The organism is Phycicoccus sonneratiae (assembly GCF_016887965.1).
Classification (GTDB): domain Bacteria; phylum Actinomycetota; class Actinomycetes; order Actinomycetales; family Dermatophilaceae; genus Phycicoccus; species Phycicoccus sonneratiae.
In genome coordinates this window covers 359,169-373,520 of sequence record NZ_JAFDVD010000007.1, presented here as the reverse complement: position 1 = coordinate 373,520, position 14,352 = coordinate 359,169, and the positions used below count along the sequence as shown (strand labels likewise).

General features: G+C 73.6%; 17 protein-coding genes. 13 read left to right on the top strand and 4 right to left on the bottom strand.

The features are described 5' to 3' along the window. The first annotated feature begins 175 nt into the window (after positions 1 to 175). Complete coding sequence (locus tag JQN70_RS07295) at positions 176 to 496, top strand: hypothetical protein (protein ID WP_239110880.1); 321 nt, start codon at positions 176 to 178, stop codon at positions 494 to 496. A 193-nt stretch (positions 497 to 689) separates the two neighbouring features. Here the strand turns inward: JQN70_RS07295 and JQN70_RS07290 are convergent, their stop codons facing one another. Further along, the gene (locus JQN70_RS07290) at positions 690 to 1,100 is read right to left on the bottom strand and encodes a VOC family protein (RefSeq protein WP_204130644.1); all 411 of its coding nucleotides are present in this window, start codon (positions 1,098 to 1,100) and stop codon (positions 690 to 692) included. Between the two features lie 84 nt (positions 1,101 to 1,184). Between JQN70_RS07290 and JQN70_RS07285 the strand changes: the two genes are divergently transcribed. Further along, the gene (locus JQN70_RS07285; protein WP_204130643.1) at positions 1,185 to 1,613 is read left to right on the top strand and encodes an MmcQ/YjbR family DNA-binding protein; all 429 of its coding nucleotides are present in this window, start codon (positions 1,185 to 1,187) and stop codon (positions 1,611 to 1,613) included. Positions 1,614 to 1,635: 22 nt separating this feature from the next. Here JQN70_RS07285 and JQN70_RS07280 read toward each other — a convergent pair whose 3' ends face one another. Next, a complete protein-coding gene (locus JQN70_RS07280) occupies positions 1,636 to 1,809 on the bottom strand; it encodes a hypothetical protein (RefSeq protein WP_204130642.1) in 174 nt (57 codons plus the stop codon). A gap of 66 nt (positions 1,810 to 1,875) precedes the next feature. Further along, positions 1,876 to 2,976: a DNA glycosylase AlkZ-like family protein gene (locus JQN70_RS07275; protein WP_204130641.1), complete on the bottom strand. Its 1,101-nt coding sequence runs from the start codon at positions 2,974 to 2,976 to the stop codon at positions 1,876 to 1,878. Positions 2,977 to 3,033: 57 nt separating this feature from the next. On the opposite strand from JQN70_RS07275, the gene JQN70_RS07270 reads away from it, so the two are divergent. From JQN70_RS07270 to JQN70_RS07220, 11 genes are all read left to right on the top strand, one after another. Further along, entirely contained in the window at positions 3,034 to 3,636 is a 603-nt protein-coding gene (locus JQN70_RS07270; RefSeq protein WP_307835853.1) for a nucleotidyltransferase family protein, read from the top strand. Continuing rightward, positions 3,633 to 4,016: a YidH family protein gene (locus JQN70_RS07265; RefSeq protein ID WP_204130640.1), complete on the top strand. Its 384-nt coding sequence runs from the start codon at positions 3,633 to 3,635 to the stop codon at positions 4,014 to 4,016. The genes JQN70_RS07270 and JQN70_RS07265 overlap by 4 nt, the downstream gene beginning before the upstream one ends. After that, a complete protein-coding gene (locus JQN70_RS07260; protein ID WP_204130639.1) occupies positions 4,013 to 4,351 on the top strand; it encodes a DUF202 domain-containing protein in 339 nt (112 codons plus the stop codon). Before JQN70_RS07265 ends, JQN70_RS07260 begins: the two co-directional genes overlap by 4 nt. Before the next feature lie 44 nt (positions 4,352 to 4,395). Beyond that, positions 4,396 to 5,286, top strand: coding sequence for an AAA family ATPase (locus JQN70_RS07255; RefSeq protein ID WP_204130638.1), 891 nt, complete (start codon positions 4,396 to 4,398; stop codon positions 5,284 to 5,286). Positions 5,287 to 5,299: 13 nt separating this feature from the next. Then, on the top strand, positions 5,300 to 6,433 hold the full coding sequence (locus JQN70_RS07250) for a vWA domain-containing protein (RefSeq protein WP_204130637.1): 1,134 nt from the start codon (positions 5,300 to 5,302) through the stop codon (positions 6,431 to 6,433). After that, positions 6,426 to 7,580 (top strand): XdhC family protein, encoded by a 1,155-nt coding sequence (locus tag JQN70_RS07245; RefSeq protein ID WP_204130636.1) that lies wholly within the window; start codon positions 6,426 to 6,428, stop codon positions 7,578 to 7,580. Before JQN70_RS07250 ends, JQN70_RS07245 begins: the two co-directional genes overlap by 8 nt. Before the next feature lie 145 nt (positions 7,581 to 7,725). Continuing rightward, entirely contained in the window at positions 7,726 to 8,202 is a 477-nt protein-coding gene (locus tag JQN70_RS07240; protein ID WP_204130635.1) for a (2Fe-2S)-binding protein, read from the top strand. Next, complete coding sequence (locus JQN70_RS07235; protein WP_204130634.1) at positions 8,202 to 10,682, top strand: xanthine dehydrogenase family protein molybdopterin-binding subunit; 2,481 nt, start codon at positions 8,202 to 8,204, stop codon at positions 10,680 to 10,682. The genes JQN70_RS07240 and JQN70_RS07235 overlap by 1 nt, the downstream gene beginning before the upstream one ends. Next, entirely contained in the window at positions 10,679 to 11,527 is an 849-nt protein-coding gene (locus JQN70_RS07230; protein WP_204130633.1) for an FAD binding domain-containing protein, read from the top strand. Before JQN70_RS07235 ends, JQN70_RS07230 begins: the two co-directional genes overlap by 4 nt. Before the next feature lie 7 nt (positions 11,528 to 11,534). Beyond that, positions 11,535 to 12,287 carry an SRPBCC family protein gene (locus JQN70_RS07225; protein ID WP_204130632.1) on the top strand — a complete coding sequence of 251 codons (753 nt, stop codon included), beginning with the start codon at positions 11,535 to 11,537 and terminating at the stop codon, positions 12,285 to 12,287. Between the two features lie 52 nt (positions 12,288 to 12,339). Next, entirely contained in the window at positions 12,340 to 14,052 is a 1,713-nt protein-coding gene (locus tag JQN70_RS07220; protein WP_204130631.1) for an FAD-dependent oxidoreductase, read from the top strand. Here JQN70_RS07220 and JQN70_RS07215 read toward each other — a convergent pair. Continuing rightward, the gene (locus JQN70_RS07215) at positions 14,036 to 14,323 is read right to left on the bottom strand and encodes a hypothetical protein (RefSeq protein ID WP_204130630.1); all 288 of its coding nucleotides are present in this window, start codon (positions 14,321 to 14,323) and stop codon (positions 14,036 to 14,038) included. The genes JQN70_RS07220 and JQN70_RS07215 overlap by 17 nt on opposite strands. Positions 14,324 to 14,352: the final 29 nt, after the last annotated feature.

Below are 14,352 nucleotides of genomic sequence, written 5' to 3'. Positions count from 1 at the left end.
GGAGACACCACTACCGTTGCTCATGAACGTCCTCCTTCTGCTCTTTGGGACACCAAGCCCGTCAAGCGCATCAGGAGGACGTTCCCCACGCCAGACCGAAGACGCTCAACGTCTTCCTATGCCGCGGTGCGTGAACTGCGGTGCGCTGCCGCCTTGAGCAGGAGATCCTGTGCAGATGCCTGACCGCGTGATGTTCGTTCAGCTGAAGACGGGCCACGACATCGACACGGGCCCGGCGTGGATCAGCGTCGTGTCGTTCAACCGCTCCTGGAAGACGGCGCGTTGGCACGGGAAGACCCTTCACCGCTGGACTGGCATGTTCGACGCGAACTTCTATGACGTGGAGACCGACGAGGAGTACTGGATATCGGGCCCCCACCGGGACCGTCAGGACACCAGGTACAGCAGCATCAGACCGACCATCGACGATGACGCCCGAAGTGCCTACGAGGCGTTTCTAGCGGGGGCTCCGCTGCCGGGGCGCGAACGCGGCTGACCACCCGCTCATACCGCTGGTCGTGCCGATGACCGCACATCTGCGTGGCCGCCTCAGCGTGGTCGATCGCTGGGCCGAGCGGCCGGCGACGAGGTTCGAGCGCACGGGGACGGCCGCCGGCCGCGCAGCGTCGCCGACCTGCGGTACCGAGGGACCGCCTGACCGACCGGGCGCAGCGCGGATCGGGGGTGGGTCAGCCGGCCCCGGCGATGTTGACCAGCCACGAGGTCCCGAACCGGTCGACGCACATCCCGAACTCGTCGCCCCACGGCTGGGTGGCCAGCTCGACCATCACGGTCCCGCCATCCGACAGCGCCTGCCAGTAGCCGCGCATTTCCTCGGTGTCGTCCCCGCCGAGGCTGACCGCGAGGTTGTTCCCGGGCCGCACCGTCTCGCCCGGCAGCAGGTCGGCGGCCATCAGCGTGAGACCAGACGCTGTGTCCAGCCGGCCGTGCATGACCTGGTCGCCGATGCCGTGGTCGTCGGTGCCGAAGTCGCCGAAGTGGTTGATCGTGAGGTCTCCGCCGAACACCTCCTGGTAGAACGCCAGGGCGGCCGAGGCATCACCCGCGAAGCTCAGGTAGGGGTTCAGTCGAGTGGTCATGGACCGACGATAGGGGGCTCATCCCCATCCGATGGTGAAGGTGAGGGCGCTGCGGCCGTCGGTGCGGCGGCGTAGCCTGCGCCGATGGCCACCGCGCCCGTCCGCCGCCTCACCGACGACGTCCCCGCCGACATCGAGCGGGCCCTGCGCCGGCTGTGCCTCGCCCTCCCGGACGCCTACGAGGAGCACGCCTGGGTCGGCACCCGCTGGCGGGTGCGAACGCGGACCTTCGTGCACGTCCTCGGGGTCGACGACCCCGTCGACGGCCCCCAGGTCGTCATGACCTTCCGCGCCGCAGGCGAGGAGCTCGAGGCGCTCCGGCACGCCGGCCCGCCTTTCTACGTCCTCGGCTGGGGCCGCAACGCGATGGGTCTCGCGCTCGACGCCGCCACCGACTGGGACGAGGTCGCCGAGCTCGTCGTCGAGTCGTACTGCGTGCTGGCGCCGAGGAAGCTGGTCGCGCTCGTCGACCGCCCGGACCCCACCCAGGCAGGCATGGGTGCGAGAGGGTGATCCGTCCTCGCGGGCCGCGGGGTCAGTGACCGCCGGGGTGACCGCTCGAGATGACGCGCCCGCCCTCCCCGTTGCTGTTCGGGATGTAGTTGCCACCGGGCGGACGTCGGGACGCAGGGCGGTCGGCCACGAGCCGGTTCATCAGGTCGCCGACCCGGCGCAGCCCTGACCGGACCGACGACAGAACAGTGCGCATCTCGTCCCCTCGGGAGCTCGTGACCTCTCCACGAGCATCCCACCAAGGCCGCCCCCGCGCCACGGTTCAGGTGTCGTGGTGCACCTCGATGCCGAGCAGGCGCGCCAGGGACCGCAGCTCGCGCTCGACGCCGGCGACGGCGGCCTTCGGCGGCTCGTCGTCCCAGTGGACGGCGTGCACCCGGAGCAGCCCGGCGTCGTGGTCGGCGTGCGCGTCGACCTTGCCGACGAGCCGGTCGCCGTGCAGGACCGGCAGGGCGAAGTAGCCCCAGCGTCGCTTGGCGGCCGGCTTGTACATCTCGAGCTGGTAGTCGAACTCGAAGAGCTCGGCCATCCGCTTGCGGTCGAAGACCAGCCGGTCGAGCGGTGAGAGCAGGGCGGTCCGCCCGGTGAACCCGCCCTCGAGGTACTCCGGGTCGACCCGCCACCGCCCGCGCACCCCCTCGACGACGGCCTCGACCCCGGCCGCCCCGACGTGGTTCGGTTCGCCCGGGGGGAAGGTCACGCGGGCCCGGGCGATGCCGAGGCCCACGAGCCGGCGCCGGTCCCGCTCGGTCTCGGCCTCGTCGTACGGCACCGTCGGCCCGTCCGGGTACACCCGCGAGGCGAGGTCCCACGTGCGTTCGCGGTTCTCCCGCGCGGACACCGCCACCTCGCCGCGCTGCTCCATCATGTCGAGCATCCGCTGCACGTTCTTGCTGTTCGTCCACCCGGATGACCGCCACGGCACGACGCAGGTGTCCGGGATCTCGCGGGCCGGCAGCGGACCTTCGGACCGGAGCCGGGTGAGGATGTCGTCGCGGCAGGCCCGGTTCTGCTCGACCCAGGCCTCGATCTCGCGCCGCCAGTCGCTGAGCGGCTCGACCCCCGGCCAGGCGTCCATCTCCGCGCGGAACAGCGCGAGGTCCTCGGCCGGCCGGAGGTACCCGACGTGCTCGACGAGGGACCGCGACTCGAGGAGGTCGTCGAGCGCGTCGGGGGAGTACGCCGACCCCAGCCGGCTCCACAGCACGAGGTCGGCGTTCGGCGCGACGTGCGCCGTGAGGTCCATCTGGAGCAGGCCGAGGTGCCGGACGACCTCGAGCGGGTCGGACGGGCGGTCGGCGGTGAGCAGCTGGGCGCGGACGGCGACCCGGCGGGCGTCCCGGCGGGAGAGCTCGATGACCATGCGGACGACGCTAACGGCCGGTGCGGACGGAACGCGTCCGCATGGCAGGGTGGAGCCGTGAGCACCGTCGGACTCCTCCTCGCCGCCGGCGCCGGGCGCCGGATGGGCGGACCCAAGGCCCTGGTGCGTCCCGACCCCACCGGTCCGACCCTCCTCGAGACGACCGTCGACCGGCTCCAGCACGCCGGCCTCGAGCGCGTCGTCGTCGTCCTCGGCGCCGCTGCCGGCGAGAGCACCCCGCTCGTGCTGTCCGTCCACGCGGAGCCGGTCCTCGCCCCGGACTGGGAGGAGGGGATGGGCGCCTCGCTGCGCGCCGGCCTCGCCCACCTCGACGAGACCACCGCCGACGACGTCGAGGCCGCGCTCGTCACCCTCGTCGACCTGCCCGACGTCGGCACCCGCGTCTACCGCCGTGTCCTCTCGGCCGGCCGCGGCGCGGGCCGCAGCGTCCTCGCCCGGGCGACCTACGCCGGGACCGCCGGCCACCCCGTCCTCCTCGGCCGCGACCACTGGGCCGAGGTCGCCCGCACCGCGCGCGGTGACCGCGGGGCCCGCGACCACCTCGCCGCGCACCCGCCCACGCCCGTCGAGTGCGGCGACCTCGCGCACGGCCGCGACGCCGACACCCCGGACGACCTCGCCCCGGGGGCGACCCCGTGACCGAGCCACCCACCCCGCGACGCTGGCCCCGGCGCGTCTACGACCACGGCACCGACCCCGACCCCCGCTTCTCGCTCGCCAACGAACGCACGTTCCTCGCCTGGGCGCGCACCGGGCTGGCCCTGCTCGCGGGCGCCGCCGCGCTCGACGCCCTCGACCTGCCGCTGCCCGACACCCTCCAGGCCCTCCTCGCCGCCCTGCTCGCCGTGGCCGGCACGCTCGTCGCCGGAGCGGCCTGGTGGAGCTGGGCGCGCGTCGAGCGGGCGATGCGCGAGGGGCGGCCGCTGCCCGGCAACCCGGCGATGGTCGTCGTCCTCGTGGCGCTCGGAGTCACCGGGCTCGCGCTCGCCGTCGCGAGCCTCACGAGGGGCGCCGGATGAGCGAGCACGTCGTCCGCGACCCCGGCGCCCAGCAGGAGCGCACGACCCTCGCGTGGCGCCGCACCGGGCTCGCGCTCGTCGTCGCCGCCTTCACGGTCGGCCGGCTGGCCCTGCCGACCCTCGGGCCGTCGGTCGCCCTGCCGACCGTCCTCGTCGCCGCCCTCGCCACCTACGTGGTCGCGGACACGTTGCGGCAGAGGCGCATCGGCGTCGCCCATCCCGACGACCCACGGTTCTGGGTGCTGCGCGACGGCCGGGTCGTCGCCGCCGTCGCGGTCGTCGTCATGGCCATCGGCGTCGGCGAGCTCGCCCTCGCCGTCGCCGCGCTCGTGTGACCGTCGTCCTTCCACAGCGGCCCGTCGTGGGTGATGCTGTCGCCATGGACCCCCGGACGACGTTCGACTCGGCCGCCGACCTCGCGAGCGCCCTCGGCGGGGCCGGCTACCTCACCGACGACGCCCTCGCGACGGTCACGTGGCTGTCCCTGCGCCTCGGCCGCCCGCTGCTCATGGAGGGCGAGCCCGGCACCGGGAAGACCGCCCTCGCCGAGGCGCTCGCCGAGACGATGGACCTGCCGCTCATCCGGCTCCAGTGCTACGAGGGCATCGACGCGAGCCAGGCGCTCTACGACTGGGACTTCCCCCGCCAGATCCTCCACGTCCGCGCACTCGAGGCCGTCGAGGGCGGCGCGCGCGACGTCCGCGAGCTCGAGGCCGACCTCTTCGACGAGCGCTTCCTCCTCTCCCGCCCGGTGCTGCGGGCGCTGCGCGAGGCGCCCGCCGTGCTCCTCGTCGACGAGGTCGACCGCGCCGACGACGAGTTCGAGGCCTTCCTCCTCGAGGTGCTCTCGACCTGGCAGGTGACCATCCCCGAGCTCGGGCCGGTGCAGGCCGCGACCCCGCCGGTCGTCGTCCTCACCTCCAACCGCACCCGCGAGCTGCACGACGCCCTCAAGCGGCGCTGCCTCTACCACTGGCTCGAGCACCCCGGCATCGACCGCGAGCTGGCCATCGTCCGCACCCGTGCCCCCGAGGTGCCGGAAGCGCTTGCGGCGCAGGTCGTCCGCGCGGTCCACGCCATCCGTGAGGACCGCGAGATGCTCAAGCCCCCCGGCGTCGCCGAGACGCTCGACTGGGCGCGGGCCCTCCACGAGCTCGGCACCCGCACCCTCGACACCGAGACCGCGGCGGCCACGCTCGGTGTCGCCGTCAAGTACCGCGAGGACGCCGAGCGGGTCAAGCGCGCCCTCGACGTCATGCTCACCCCCTGACCCGGACGCGACCGTGAGCACCGTCCAGCACCGCCTCGACGCCGCCGAGCACGTCCGCCCGCCGGAGGAGGTCCTCCTCGGGTTCGCCCGGACCCTGCGCGCCGCCGGCGTGCACGTGACGGCCGACCGCGAGCGCACCTACCTCGAGGCGGTCGCCGCGGTCGGGCTCGACGACGCGGTCGCGGTCTACCACGCGGGCCGGGCCACCCTCTGCGCGTCGCCGGCCGACCTCGAGCGCCACGACCTCGTCTTCGCGGAGTGGTTCGGCGGCACCCGCGCCGGCACCAAGGCCCGCGACCCGCTGCCCCGGGTCACCCCGCAGGCCTCGCTCGAGGCCGAGGGTGGCACCGCGGGGGAGGAGGGGGACCCCGAGGACGTCCGTGCCCGGGCCTCGGCCACCGAGGTCCTGCGGCACCGCGACGTCGCCACCTTGACCCGCCGCGAGCGCGAGGAGCTGGCCCGCCTCTTCGGACGCCTGCGCCCGCGCGCCCCGATGCGGCGGGCGCACCGCTGGGAGGCATCCCCCCGCGGCACGGTCGACGCCCACCGCACGCTGCGGGCGATGCTGCGGCGGATGGGCGAGCCGGGCGAGGTCGCGTGGCGGCACCGGGGCAGCCGGCCCCGCCGGGTCGTGCTCCTCGTCGACGTGTCCGGGTCGATGAGCGCCTACGCCGACTCGCTGATCCGGTTGTGCCACACCTACTGCGCCGCGGGGGTCCCCACCGAGGTGTTCACCCTGGGCACGCGCCTCACCCACGTCACCCGGCCGCTGCACCAGCGCGACCCCGACCGCGCGATCGTCGCGGCCGGCGAGGCGATCCCCGACTGGTCCGGCGGCACCCGGCTCGCCGAGGGGCTCAAGGTCTTCCTCGACCGCTGGGGTCGTCGCGGGATGGCCCGGGGCGCGGTCGCCGTCGTTTTCAGCGACGGGTGGGAGCGGGAGGCCCCCGAGGCGCTCGGCGAGCAGGTGCGCCGGCTGCGCGCGGTCGCCCACCGGGTCGTCTGGGTCAACCCGCACCGGGGCAGGGCGGGCTACGAGCCCGTGCAGGGGGGCATCATGGCGGTGCTGCCGCACGTCGACGACTTCGTCGCCGGGCACTCGATGGCGGCGTTCGAGGAACTCGTGGAGGTGGTCGCGCGTGCGTGACGTCCTGGACCAGCTGGTGGGGTGGTGGCGCGCCGGCGAGACGGTCGGCGTCGGCACCGTCGTCGCGACCTTCCGCTCCGCGCCACGACCGGCCGGCGCCTCGATGCTCGTCGGTCCCGGCGGCGAGGCCGTGGGGTCGGTGTCGGGCGGCTGCGTCGAGGGCGCCGTCTACGAGCTCTCGCAGGAGGTCGTCGGCGACGGCTCGCCGGTGCTCCAGCGGTACGGGGTGTCCGACGACGACGCGTTCGCCGTGGGGCTCACCTGCGGCGGCATCCTCGACGTCTTCGTCGAGCCGGTGTCGCAGGAGACCTTCCCCGAGCTCGGCGCGGTCGCCGACGACGTCGCCGACGGCCGCCCGGTCGCCGTCGCCACCGTCATCGACCACCCGGACCCCGCCTGGCTCGGCCGCCGCCTCGTCGTGCGCCCCGAGGACGCCGCCGACGCCGTGTCCGGCAGCCTCGGCTCGCCCCGGGCCGACGGCGCCGTCACCGACGACGCCCGCGGCCTCCTCGCGGCCGGCCGCACCGAGACCCTCACCTACGGCCCGGACGGCGAGCGCCGCGGCGAGGGGATGCGGGTGTTCGTCAACGCCTTCGCGCCGCGCCCGCGGATGCTCGTCTTCGGCGCCATCGACTTCGCCGCCGCCGTCGCGCACGTCGGTTCCTTCCTCGGCTACCGGGTGACGGTGTGCGACGCCCGCCCCGTCTTCGCGACGAACAGCCGCTTCCCCGCCGCCGACGAGGTCGTCGTCGAGTGGCCGCACAAGTACCTCGCCGCCGAGGTCGAGGAGGGCCGGGTCGACGGGCGCACCGTCGTCTGCGTCCTCACGCACGACCCGAAGTTCGACGTGCCGGTGCTCGAGGTGGCCCTGCGGATGACCGACGTCGCCTACGTCGGGGCGATGGGCAGCCGGCGCACCCACGAGGACCGGCTCGAGCGGCTGCGCGAGGCGGGGATGACCGACGCCGAGCTGGAGCGGCTGTCCAGCCCCATCGGGCTCGACCTCGGGGCGCGCACGCCGGAGGAGACGGCCGTCTCCATCGCCGCCGAGATCGTCGCGCTCCAGTGGGGTGGACGCGGGTCGCGCCTCCAGGACGTCGGCGGCCCCATCCACCACCACGCGGACGTCGCCGCCGAGCCGGTCTGACGGCCGTCGCGGTTTCCTGCCCGGAAAGACCGGGGCCGGGGCGCGGGCCCCTCCGTTCGGGTGGTTCAGCCGAAACCCTTGTCCGCAGAGGATGGGTGAAGCAAGATCACGCTCACGAGCCCGATCCCCCGTGAAGGAGTCAAGGATGACTCGGATCACCGTCACCGTCGACGGCGCCTCCTACACCGACGAGGTCGAACCCCGGATGCTGCTGGTCCACTACCTCCGCGAGGTGGTCGGCAAGGTGGGCACCGTCGTCGGGTGCGACACGAGCAACTGCGGGGCGTGCACCGTCCATCTCGACGGCCGCAGCGTCAAGTCGTGCAACGTCCTCGCCGTCCAGGCCGACGGCCGCGAGGTGACGACCATCGAGGGCCTCGCCACCAACGGCGAGCTGCACCCGATGCAGGCGGCCTTCCACGAGAACCACGCGCTCCAGTGCGGGTACTGCACGCCGGGCATGATCATGCAGGCCGTCGACCTGCTGAACGAGAACCCGAACCCCACCGAAGACGAGATCCGCCAGGGCATGGAGGGCAACCTCTGCCGCTGCACCGGCTACCACAACATCGTCAAGGCCGTGGCGGCCGCCGCGGGTGCCAGCGAGAGGAGCGACGCCTGATGACCGCCGTCGACGACCGTCCCACCACCGAGATCGGCACCGCCCGCCGGCGCAAGGAGGACCGGCGCCTCGTCACCGGCCGCACCCGCTGGACCGACAACATCCAGCTCCCGGGCATGCTCCACCTCGCGATGGTCCGCAGCCCGTTCGCCCACGCGAAGATCAACGGCATCGAGACCGCCGAGGCCAAGGGCGCGCCGAACGTCATCGCCGTGATGACCGGCCACGACATCGCGGACATCCAGGGCGTCAACATCACCGCCTGGCCGATCACGCCCGACCAGAAGAGCCCCGACCACCTCCCGATGCCGCTCGAGCGCGTGGCCCACGCCGGCGAGATCGTCGCCGTCGTCGTGGCCCGCACCGCGGCCGCCGCCCGCGACGCCGCCGAGCTCGTCGACGTCGACTACGAGGAGCTACCGGCGGTCCTCGACCTCAAGGCCGCGACCACCGACGAGGTGCTCGCGCACCCCGACCTCGGCACGAACAAGAGCGCCTTCTGGCAGCTCGACTCCAAGGCCGGCGGCACCGGCGGCGACATCGAGGAGGCGATCGCCAGGGCCCGCGAGGGCGGCATCGTCATCGAGCGCGAGTACCGCCAGCAGCGGCTCATCCCGGCGTTCATGGAGCCGCGCTCCACGGTCGTAGACCCCACCGGCGAGCAGGTCGTCATGTGGACCGCCACCCAGGCCCCGCACGTGCTGCGGTTCTGCATCGCCGCCACGACCGGCCTGCCGGAGAGCAAGATCCGCGTCATCGCCCCGGACGTGGGCGGCGGCTTCGGCGGCAAGCTGCAGTCGACGCCCGAGGAGTTCATCACCCTCGCCGTGGCCCGCAAGCTCGGCAAGCCGTGCAAGTACACCGAGACCCGCAGCGAGACGATGGTCTCCGCGCACCACGGCCGCGACCAGTGGCAGAAGCTGACGCTCACGGCCGAGAAGGACGGCACGGTCACCGGTCTCAAGGTCGAGCTGCTCGCCGACCTCGGCGCCTACGCCGCGCTCGTCGGCGGCGGCGTCCCGGTCCTCGGCGCGTGGATGTTCAACGCCATCTACAAGTTCCCGGCCTACCAGTTCAACACGACGAACTACTACACGAACAAGACGTGGGTCGACGCCTACCGCGGGGCCGGCCGGCCCGAGGCCACCTACGCCATCGAGCGGCTCATGGACGAGCTCGCCGCCGAGGTCGGGGTCGACCCGCTCGAGATCCGCGAGAAGAACTGGATCAAGCACGACGAGTTCCCGTTCACGACCGTGGCCGGGATGACCTACGACTCCGGCAACTACGAGGCGGCCACCGCCCGGGCCAAGGAGCTCTTCGGGTACGACGAGCTGCGCGCGGAGCAGAAGCGGCGCCGCGAGTCCGGCGACCCGGTCCAGCTCGGCATCGGCGTCTCGACCTTCACCGAGATGTGCGGCCTGGCCCCCTCCCGGGTGCTCGGCTCGCTCAACTACGGTGCGGGCGGCTGGGAGTCGGCGAGCATCCGGATGCTCGCCACCGGCACCGTCGAGGTCGTCACCGGCGCCTCGGCGCACGGCCAGGGCCACGAGACGGCGTGGAGCCAGATCGTCGCCGACCGGCTCGGTGTGCCGTTCGACAGCGTCGAGGTCCTCCACGGCGACACCCAGATCGCGCCCAAGGGCATGGACACCTACGGCTCGCGCTCGCTCGTCGTCGGGGGCGAGGCGCTCGTCCGGGCCGCCGACAAGGTCATCGAGAAGGCCAAGCCGATCGCGGCGCACCTGCTCGAGGCCAGCGTCGACGACCTCGAGTTCAGCGCCGGTCAGTTCACCGTCAAGGGCACCGACAAGGGCATCGGCATCGGCGACGTCGCGCTCGCCACTTTCGCGGCGCACAACTACCCCGAGGGCGTGGAGCCGAGCATCGACGCCGACGCCACCTTCGACCCGGTGAACTTCTCCTTCCCGCACGGCACCCACCTGTGCGCGATGGAGGTCGACACCGAGACCGGCGCCACGCGCATGCGCAAGTACGTCTGCGTCGACGACATCGGCAACATCATCAACCCGCTCATCGTCGAGGGCCAGGTGCACGGCGGCCTCGTGCAGGGCATCGCGCAGGCGCTCTGGGAGGGCGCGGAGTACGACGACCAGGGCACGCTCGTGTCCGGCTCGTTCGTCGACTACACCCTCCCGACGACCGCCGACACGATCAGCTTCGTCACCGACCACACGACCTCGCCCGCGACGTCGAACAGCCTCGGCACCAAGGGAGTCGGCGAGGCGGGCACCATCGCCTCGACACCCGCGGTGGTCAACGCCATCGTCGACGCGGTCCGCCAGTTCGGGGTCGACGACATCCTCATGCCGTGCACCCCCGAGCGGGTGTGGAAGGCCATCCGGTCGGGCGGTGGCACGCAGGACGCCGCGACGACACCCGCGCAGCAGGCGCACTTCGACGAGGGGACCCCCAACCAGGATCCCGCGGCCGGCACGACGGACGGAGTGGTGCAGTGATCCCCGCAGCATTCGACTACGTGGCCCCGACGAGCCTCGACGACGCCCTCGCGGCCCTCGCCGAGGCCGGCGACGACGCCAAGGTCCTCGCGGGCGGGCAGTCGCTGCTGCCCATCCTCAGGATGCGCCTCAACGCCCCGGAGAAGGTCGTCGACCTCGGCCGGATCGAGGCGCTGCGCGGCGTGCGCGACGGCGGCGACCACGTCGCCATCGGTGCGATGACGCCCTACGCCGAGGTCGTCGGCGACGCGCTCGTGCGCGAGCACGCCGGGCTGCTGGCCAAGGCCGTCGAGACGGTCGCCGACCCGCAGATCCGCCACCGCGGCACCGTCGGCGGCGCCCTCGTGCACGCCGACCCGGCGGGCGACGTCGGTGCCCCGGTCCTCGCCCTCGACGCGACGATGGTCGTCGTCGGCCCGGGTGGGGAGCGCACGGTGCCGGCCGCCGAGTTCTTCCGCGACCTCTTCGAGACCGCGGTCGACGACGGCGAGCTCCTCACCGAGATCCGCATCCCGAAGCACACCGGGTGGGGCTCGGCCTACGAGAAGTTCGTGCGCGTCTCCCACCAGTGGTCCATCGTCGCGGTCGCCGCGACGGTGCGGGTCGAGGGCGGCTCGATCGCCGAGGCCCGGGTGGGTCTGACGAACATGGGCTCCACCCCGCTGCGGGCGACCGCCGTCGAGCAGGCGCTCGTCGGGTCCTCGGCCTCTGGCCTGGCCGACGCGTGCGCCGCGGCCGCCGAGGGGACCAACCCCCCGAGCGACCTCAACGGCGACGCCGACTACCGCAGGCACCTCGCGACCGTCCTCACCCGGCGCGCGGTGCAGAAGGCCATGGAGGGCTGATCGCGGCATGCAGCTGACGCACGACTTCACCGTCCCCGCCGACGTCGACACGACCTGGCGCACCTTCATGGACCTCGAACGGGTCGGGGGGTGCTTCCCGGGTGCCACGGTCACCGAGGTGACCGAGGACGGCTTCGCGGGGACGGTGAAGGTCAAGCTCGGTCCGATCGCGTTGCAGTACAACGGCACCGGTCACTTCGTCGAGCGTGACGACTCGTCGCACCACGCGGTCATCGAGGCCAAGGGCAAGGACAAGCGGGGCAACGGCACTGCCGGGGCGACGGTGACCATCCAGCTGGCGCCCGACGGCTCGGGCACCAAGGTCGACGTCACCACCGACCTCGCGGTCACCGGCAAGCCCGCGCAGTTCGGCCGCGGCGTCATGCAGGACGTCTCGGACAAGCTGCTCGGCCAGTTCATCGGCTGCATCGAGAGCCAGCTCGCCCACGCGGGGGAGGCGGCGGAGGACCACGGCGGCACCGAGTCGGCGGTCACGGAGTCGGCGGCCGCCGAGCCCTCGGTCACCGAGCCGGCCGAGACGGTGCCGGCGCCCGAGGTGGAGGACGCCGCGGCCGCAGCGCCGGCGACCACACCGTCACCGACGCCGCGACCCACCCCCCGACCGGCGCCGACGACCTCGGACGACGACGCCCTCGACCTCGGGGCCACGGTGCTCCCGGTCCTCGTGCGCACCTATGCCCCGTACGTCGTCGTCGGCGTCATCGGCCTCGTCGTCGGCTGGCTCATCGGGCGGGGCTGACCGCAGGCCAGAGCGGTCTGCATCGATACCCTCGGGGGTATACGATGGCGGCATGCGAAGGATCGTCGTCGTCGGAGGGGTCGCCGGTGGCATGTCCGCGGCGACCCGGTTGCGCCGTCTCGACGAGGAGGCGTCCATCACCGTCCTCGAGCGCAGCGGCCACGTCTCGTTCGCCAACTGCGGCCTGCCGTACCACCTCGGCGGCGTCATCGAGAAGCGCTCGTCCCTGCTGCTCCAGACGCCCGAGTCGCTCGCGGCCCGCTTCGCCATCGACGTCCGCGTGCACCACGAGGTGCGCGCGATCGACCGCGAGCACCGGCGGGTGTCGGTGCGCGACCTCGCGACCGACGAGTCCTTCGAGCTCGGCTACGACGCCCTCGTCCTCTCGCCGGGGGCCCGGCCGGTCGTGCCGAACCTCCCGGGGATGTCCGTGGCGCACACGCTGCGCGACATCGAGGACCTCGACCACCTCGTCGCCGCTGCCCGCGACGTCGAGGCCGCGGTCGTCATCGGGGGAGGGTTCATCGGGGTCGAGGTCGCCGAGAACCTCGTCCACCGGGGCATCCCGGTGACGCTCGTCGAGGCCACCGACCAGGTGATGGCCCCGCTCGACCCGGAGATGGTCGAGCCGGTGCACGACGCGCTGCGGGCCGCCGGCGTGCAGCTGGTCCTCGGCGCCTCGGTCGAGCGCATCGAGCCGGCGCACGTCACGGCGACGACGCTCGACGACGGGACGGTCGCCACCGCGGTCGGCGTCCCCGTCGTCCACCTCTCCGACGGCCGGGCGCTGCCGGCCGGGCTCGTCGTGGCCGCCATCGGGGTCCGCCCGGAGCGGGCGCTCGCGGAGGAGGCCGGGCTGGCCATCGGCGAACGCGGGGGCATCCTCGTCGACGAGCAGCTGCGCACCTCGGACCCGGCGATCTTCGCGGTCGGCGACGCGGTCGAGAAGCACGACGGGCTCGACGCCTCGTCGGTCCTCGTCCCGCTCGCCAACACCGCCAACCGGCAGGGGCGGGTCGTCGCCGACGTCATCGTCGGGCGGCCGGGCGCCGACCGGCCGGTGCTCGGCACGGCGATCGTCGGGGTCTTCGGGGTCGCCGCGGCAGCGGTCGGGTGGAACGAGAAGCGGCTGCGCGCCGCCGGCCGCCCGCACCGGGTCCTGCACACGCACCCCGGCTCGCACGCCGGGTACTACCCCGGCGCCGAGACGATCGCCCTCAAGCTGCTCGTCGACCCGGACACCGACGCGATCCTCGGCGCCCAGGCCGTCGGCCGCGACGGCATCGACAAGCGGATCGACGTCATCGCCACGGCGATGACCGGGGGCCTGACGGCCGGCGAGCTCGCCGACCTCGAGCTCGCCTACGCCCCGCAGTTCGGGTCCGCCAAGGACCCGGTGAACATGCTCGGCTGGGTCGACCGGGCCGTCGCCGACGGTGACGTCGAGACCGTCCAGTGGCACGAGCTGGGCGCCGCGCTCGCCGCCGGGGCCACCCTCGTCGACGTCCGCAGCCCGGCCGAGCACGCGGCCCGTCCGATCCCCGGCGGGGTCAACGTCCCCGTCGACGACCTGCGGGCCCGGATGGACGAGCTGCCGGACGGGCCCCTCGTCGTGCACTGCGAGGTCGGGCTGCGTGGCTACGTCGCCGCCCGGCTGCTCGCCCAGCACGGCCGTGAGGTGCGCAACCTCGACGGCGGGTACCGCACGTGGCGGGCCGGGACCGCCGCGACGCACGTGGCCGAGGAGGTCAGCGCGCCGGCCTGACCCGCACCGGTCGGTGGCCGGCGGGCCGCGGGGTCCGCGAGGCGGACGGGTCGCGCGGGGCGAGGCCGGGCGTGGGCAGGGCGCGGAGCTCGGCGGCCGTGCGTCGGGCGTCGGCGTCGTGCTCGACGGCGCGCAGCCAGTGCGCGACGCGTCCGCCGTTGTCGAGGGCGGCGCGGCGGTGCGTGCGCTCCAGGAGGTAGGCGACCGGGGCGACGAGGGCGCCGGTCACGGCGAGGGTGGTGACGGTGTCGAGGATCTCTGTCGTGGTCATGGCAACAGTTTGACGATCATCGGCATCCT

What these genes read in the sequence shown, in the direction of transcription:
- JQN70_RS07280 (WP_204130642.1), bottom strand. Translation starts at nt 1,809, where the DNA reads ATGCGCACTGTTCTGTCGTCGGTCCGGTCAGGGCTGCGCCGGGTCGGC.
- JQN70_RS07260 (WP_204130639.1), top strand. Translation starts at nt 4,013, where the DNA reads ATGAGCGAGCACGTCGTCCGCGACCCCGGCGCCCAGCAGGAGCGCACG.
- JQN70_RS07255 (WP_204130638.1), top strand. Translation starts at nt 4,396, where the DNA reads ATGGACCCCCGGACGACGTTCGACTCGGCCGCCGACCTCGCGAGCGCC.
- JQN70_RS07240 (WP_204130635.1), top strand. Translation starts at nt 7,726, where the DNA reads ATGACTCGGATCACCGTCACCGTCGACGGCGCCTCCTACACCGACGAG.
- JQN70_RS07235 (WP_204130634.1), top strand. Translation starts at nt 8,202, where the DNA reads ATGACCGCCGTCGACGACCGTCCCACCACCGAGATCGGCACCGCCCGC.
- JQN70_RS07215 (WP_204130630.1), bottom strand. Translation starts at nt 14,323, where the DNA reads ATGACCACGACAGAGATCCTCGACACCGTCACCACCCTCGCCGTGACC.
- JQN70_RS07220 (WP_204130631.1), top strand. Translation starts at nt 12,340, where the DNA reads ATGCGAAGGATCGTCGTCGTCGGAGGGGTCGCCGGTGGCATGTCCGCG.
- JQN70_RS07285 (WP_204130643.1), top strand. Translation starts at nt 1,185, where the DNA reads ATGGCCACCGCGCCCGTCCGCCGCCTCACCGACGACGTCCCCGCCGAC.
- JQN70_RS07275 (WP_204130641.1), bottom strand. Translation starts at nt 2,976, where the DNA reads ATGGTCATCGAGCTCTCCCGCCGGGACGCCCGCCGGGTCGCCGTCCGC.
- JQN70_RS07290 (WP_204130644.1), bottom strand. Translation starts at nt 1,100, where the DNA reads ATGACCACTCGACTGAACCCCTACCTGAGCTTCGCGGGTGATGCCTCG.
- JQN70_RS07225 (WP_204130632.1), top strand. Translation starts at nt 11,535, where the DNA reads ATGCAGCTGACGCACGACTTCACCGTCCCCGCCGACGTCGACACGACC.
- JQN70_RS07295 (WP_239110880.1), top strand. Translation starts at nt 176, where the DNA reads ATGCCTGACCGCGTGATGTTCGTTCAGCTGAAGACGGGCCACGACATC.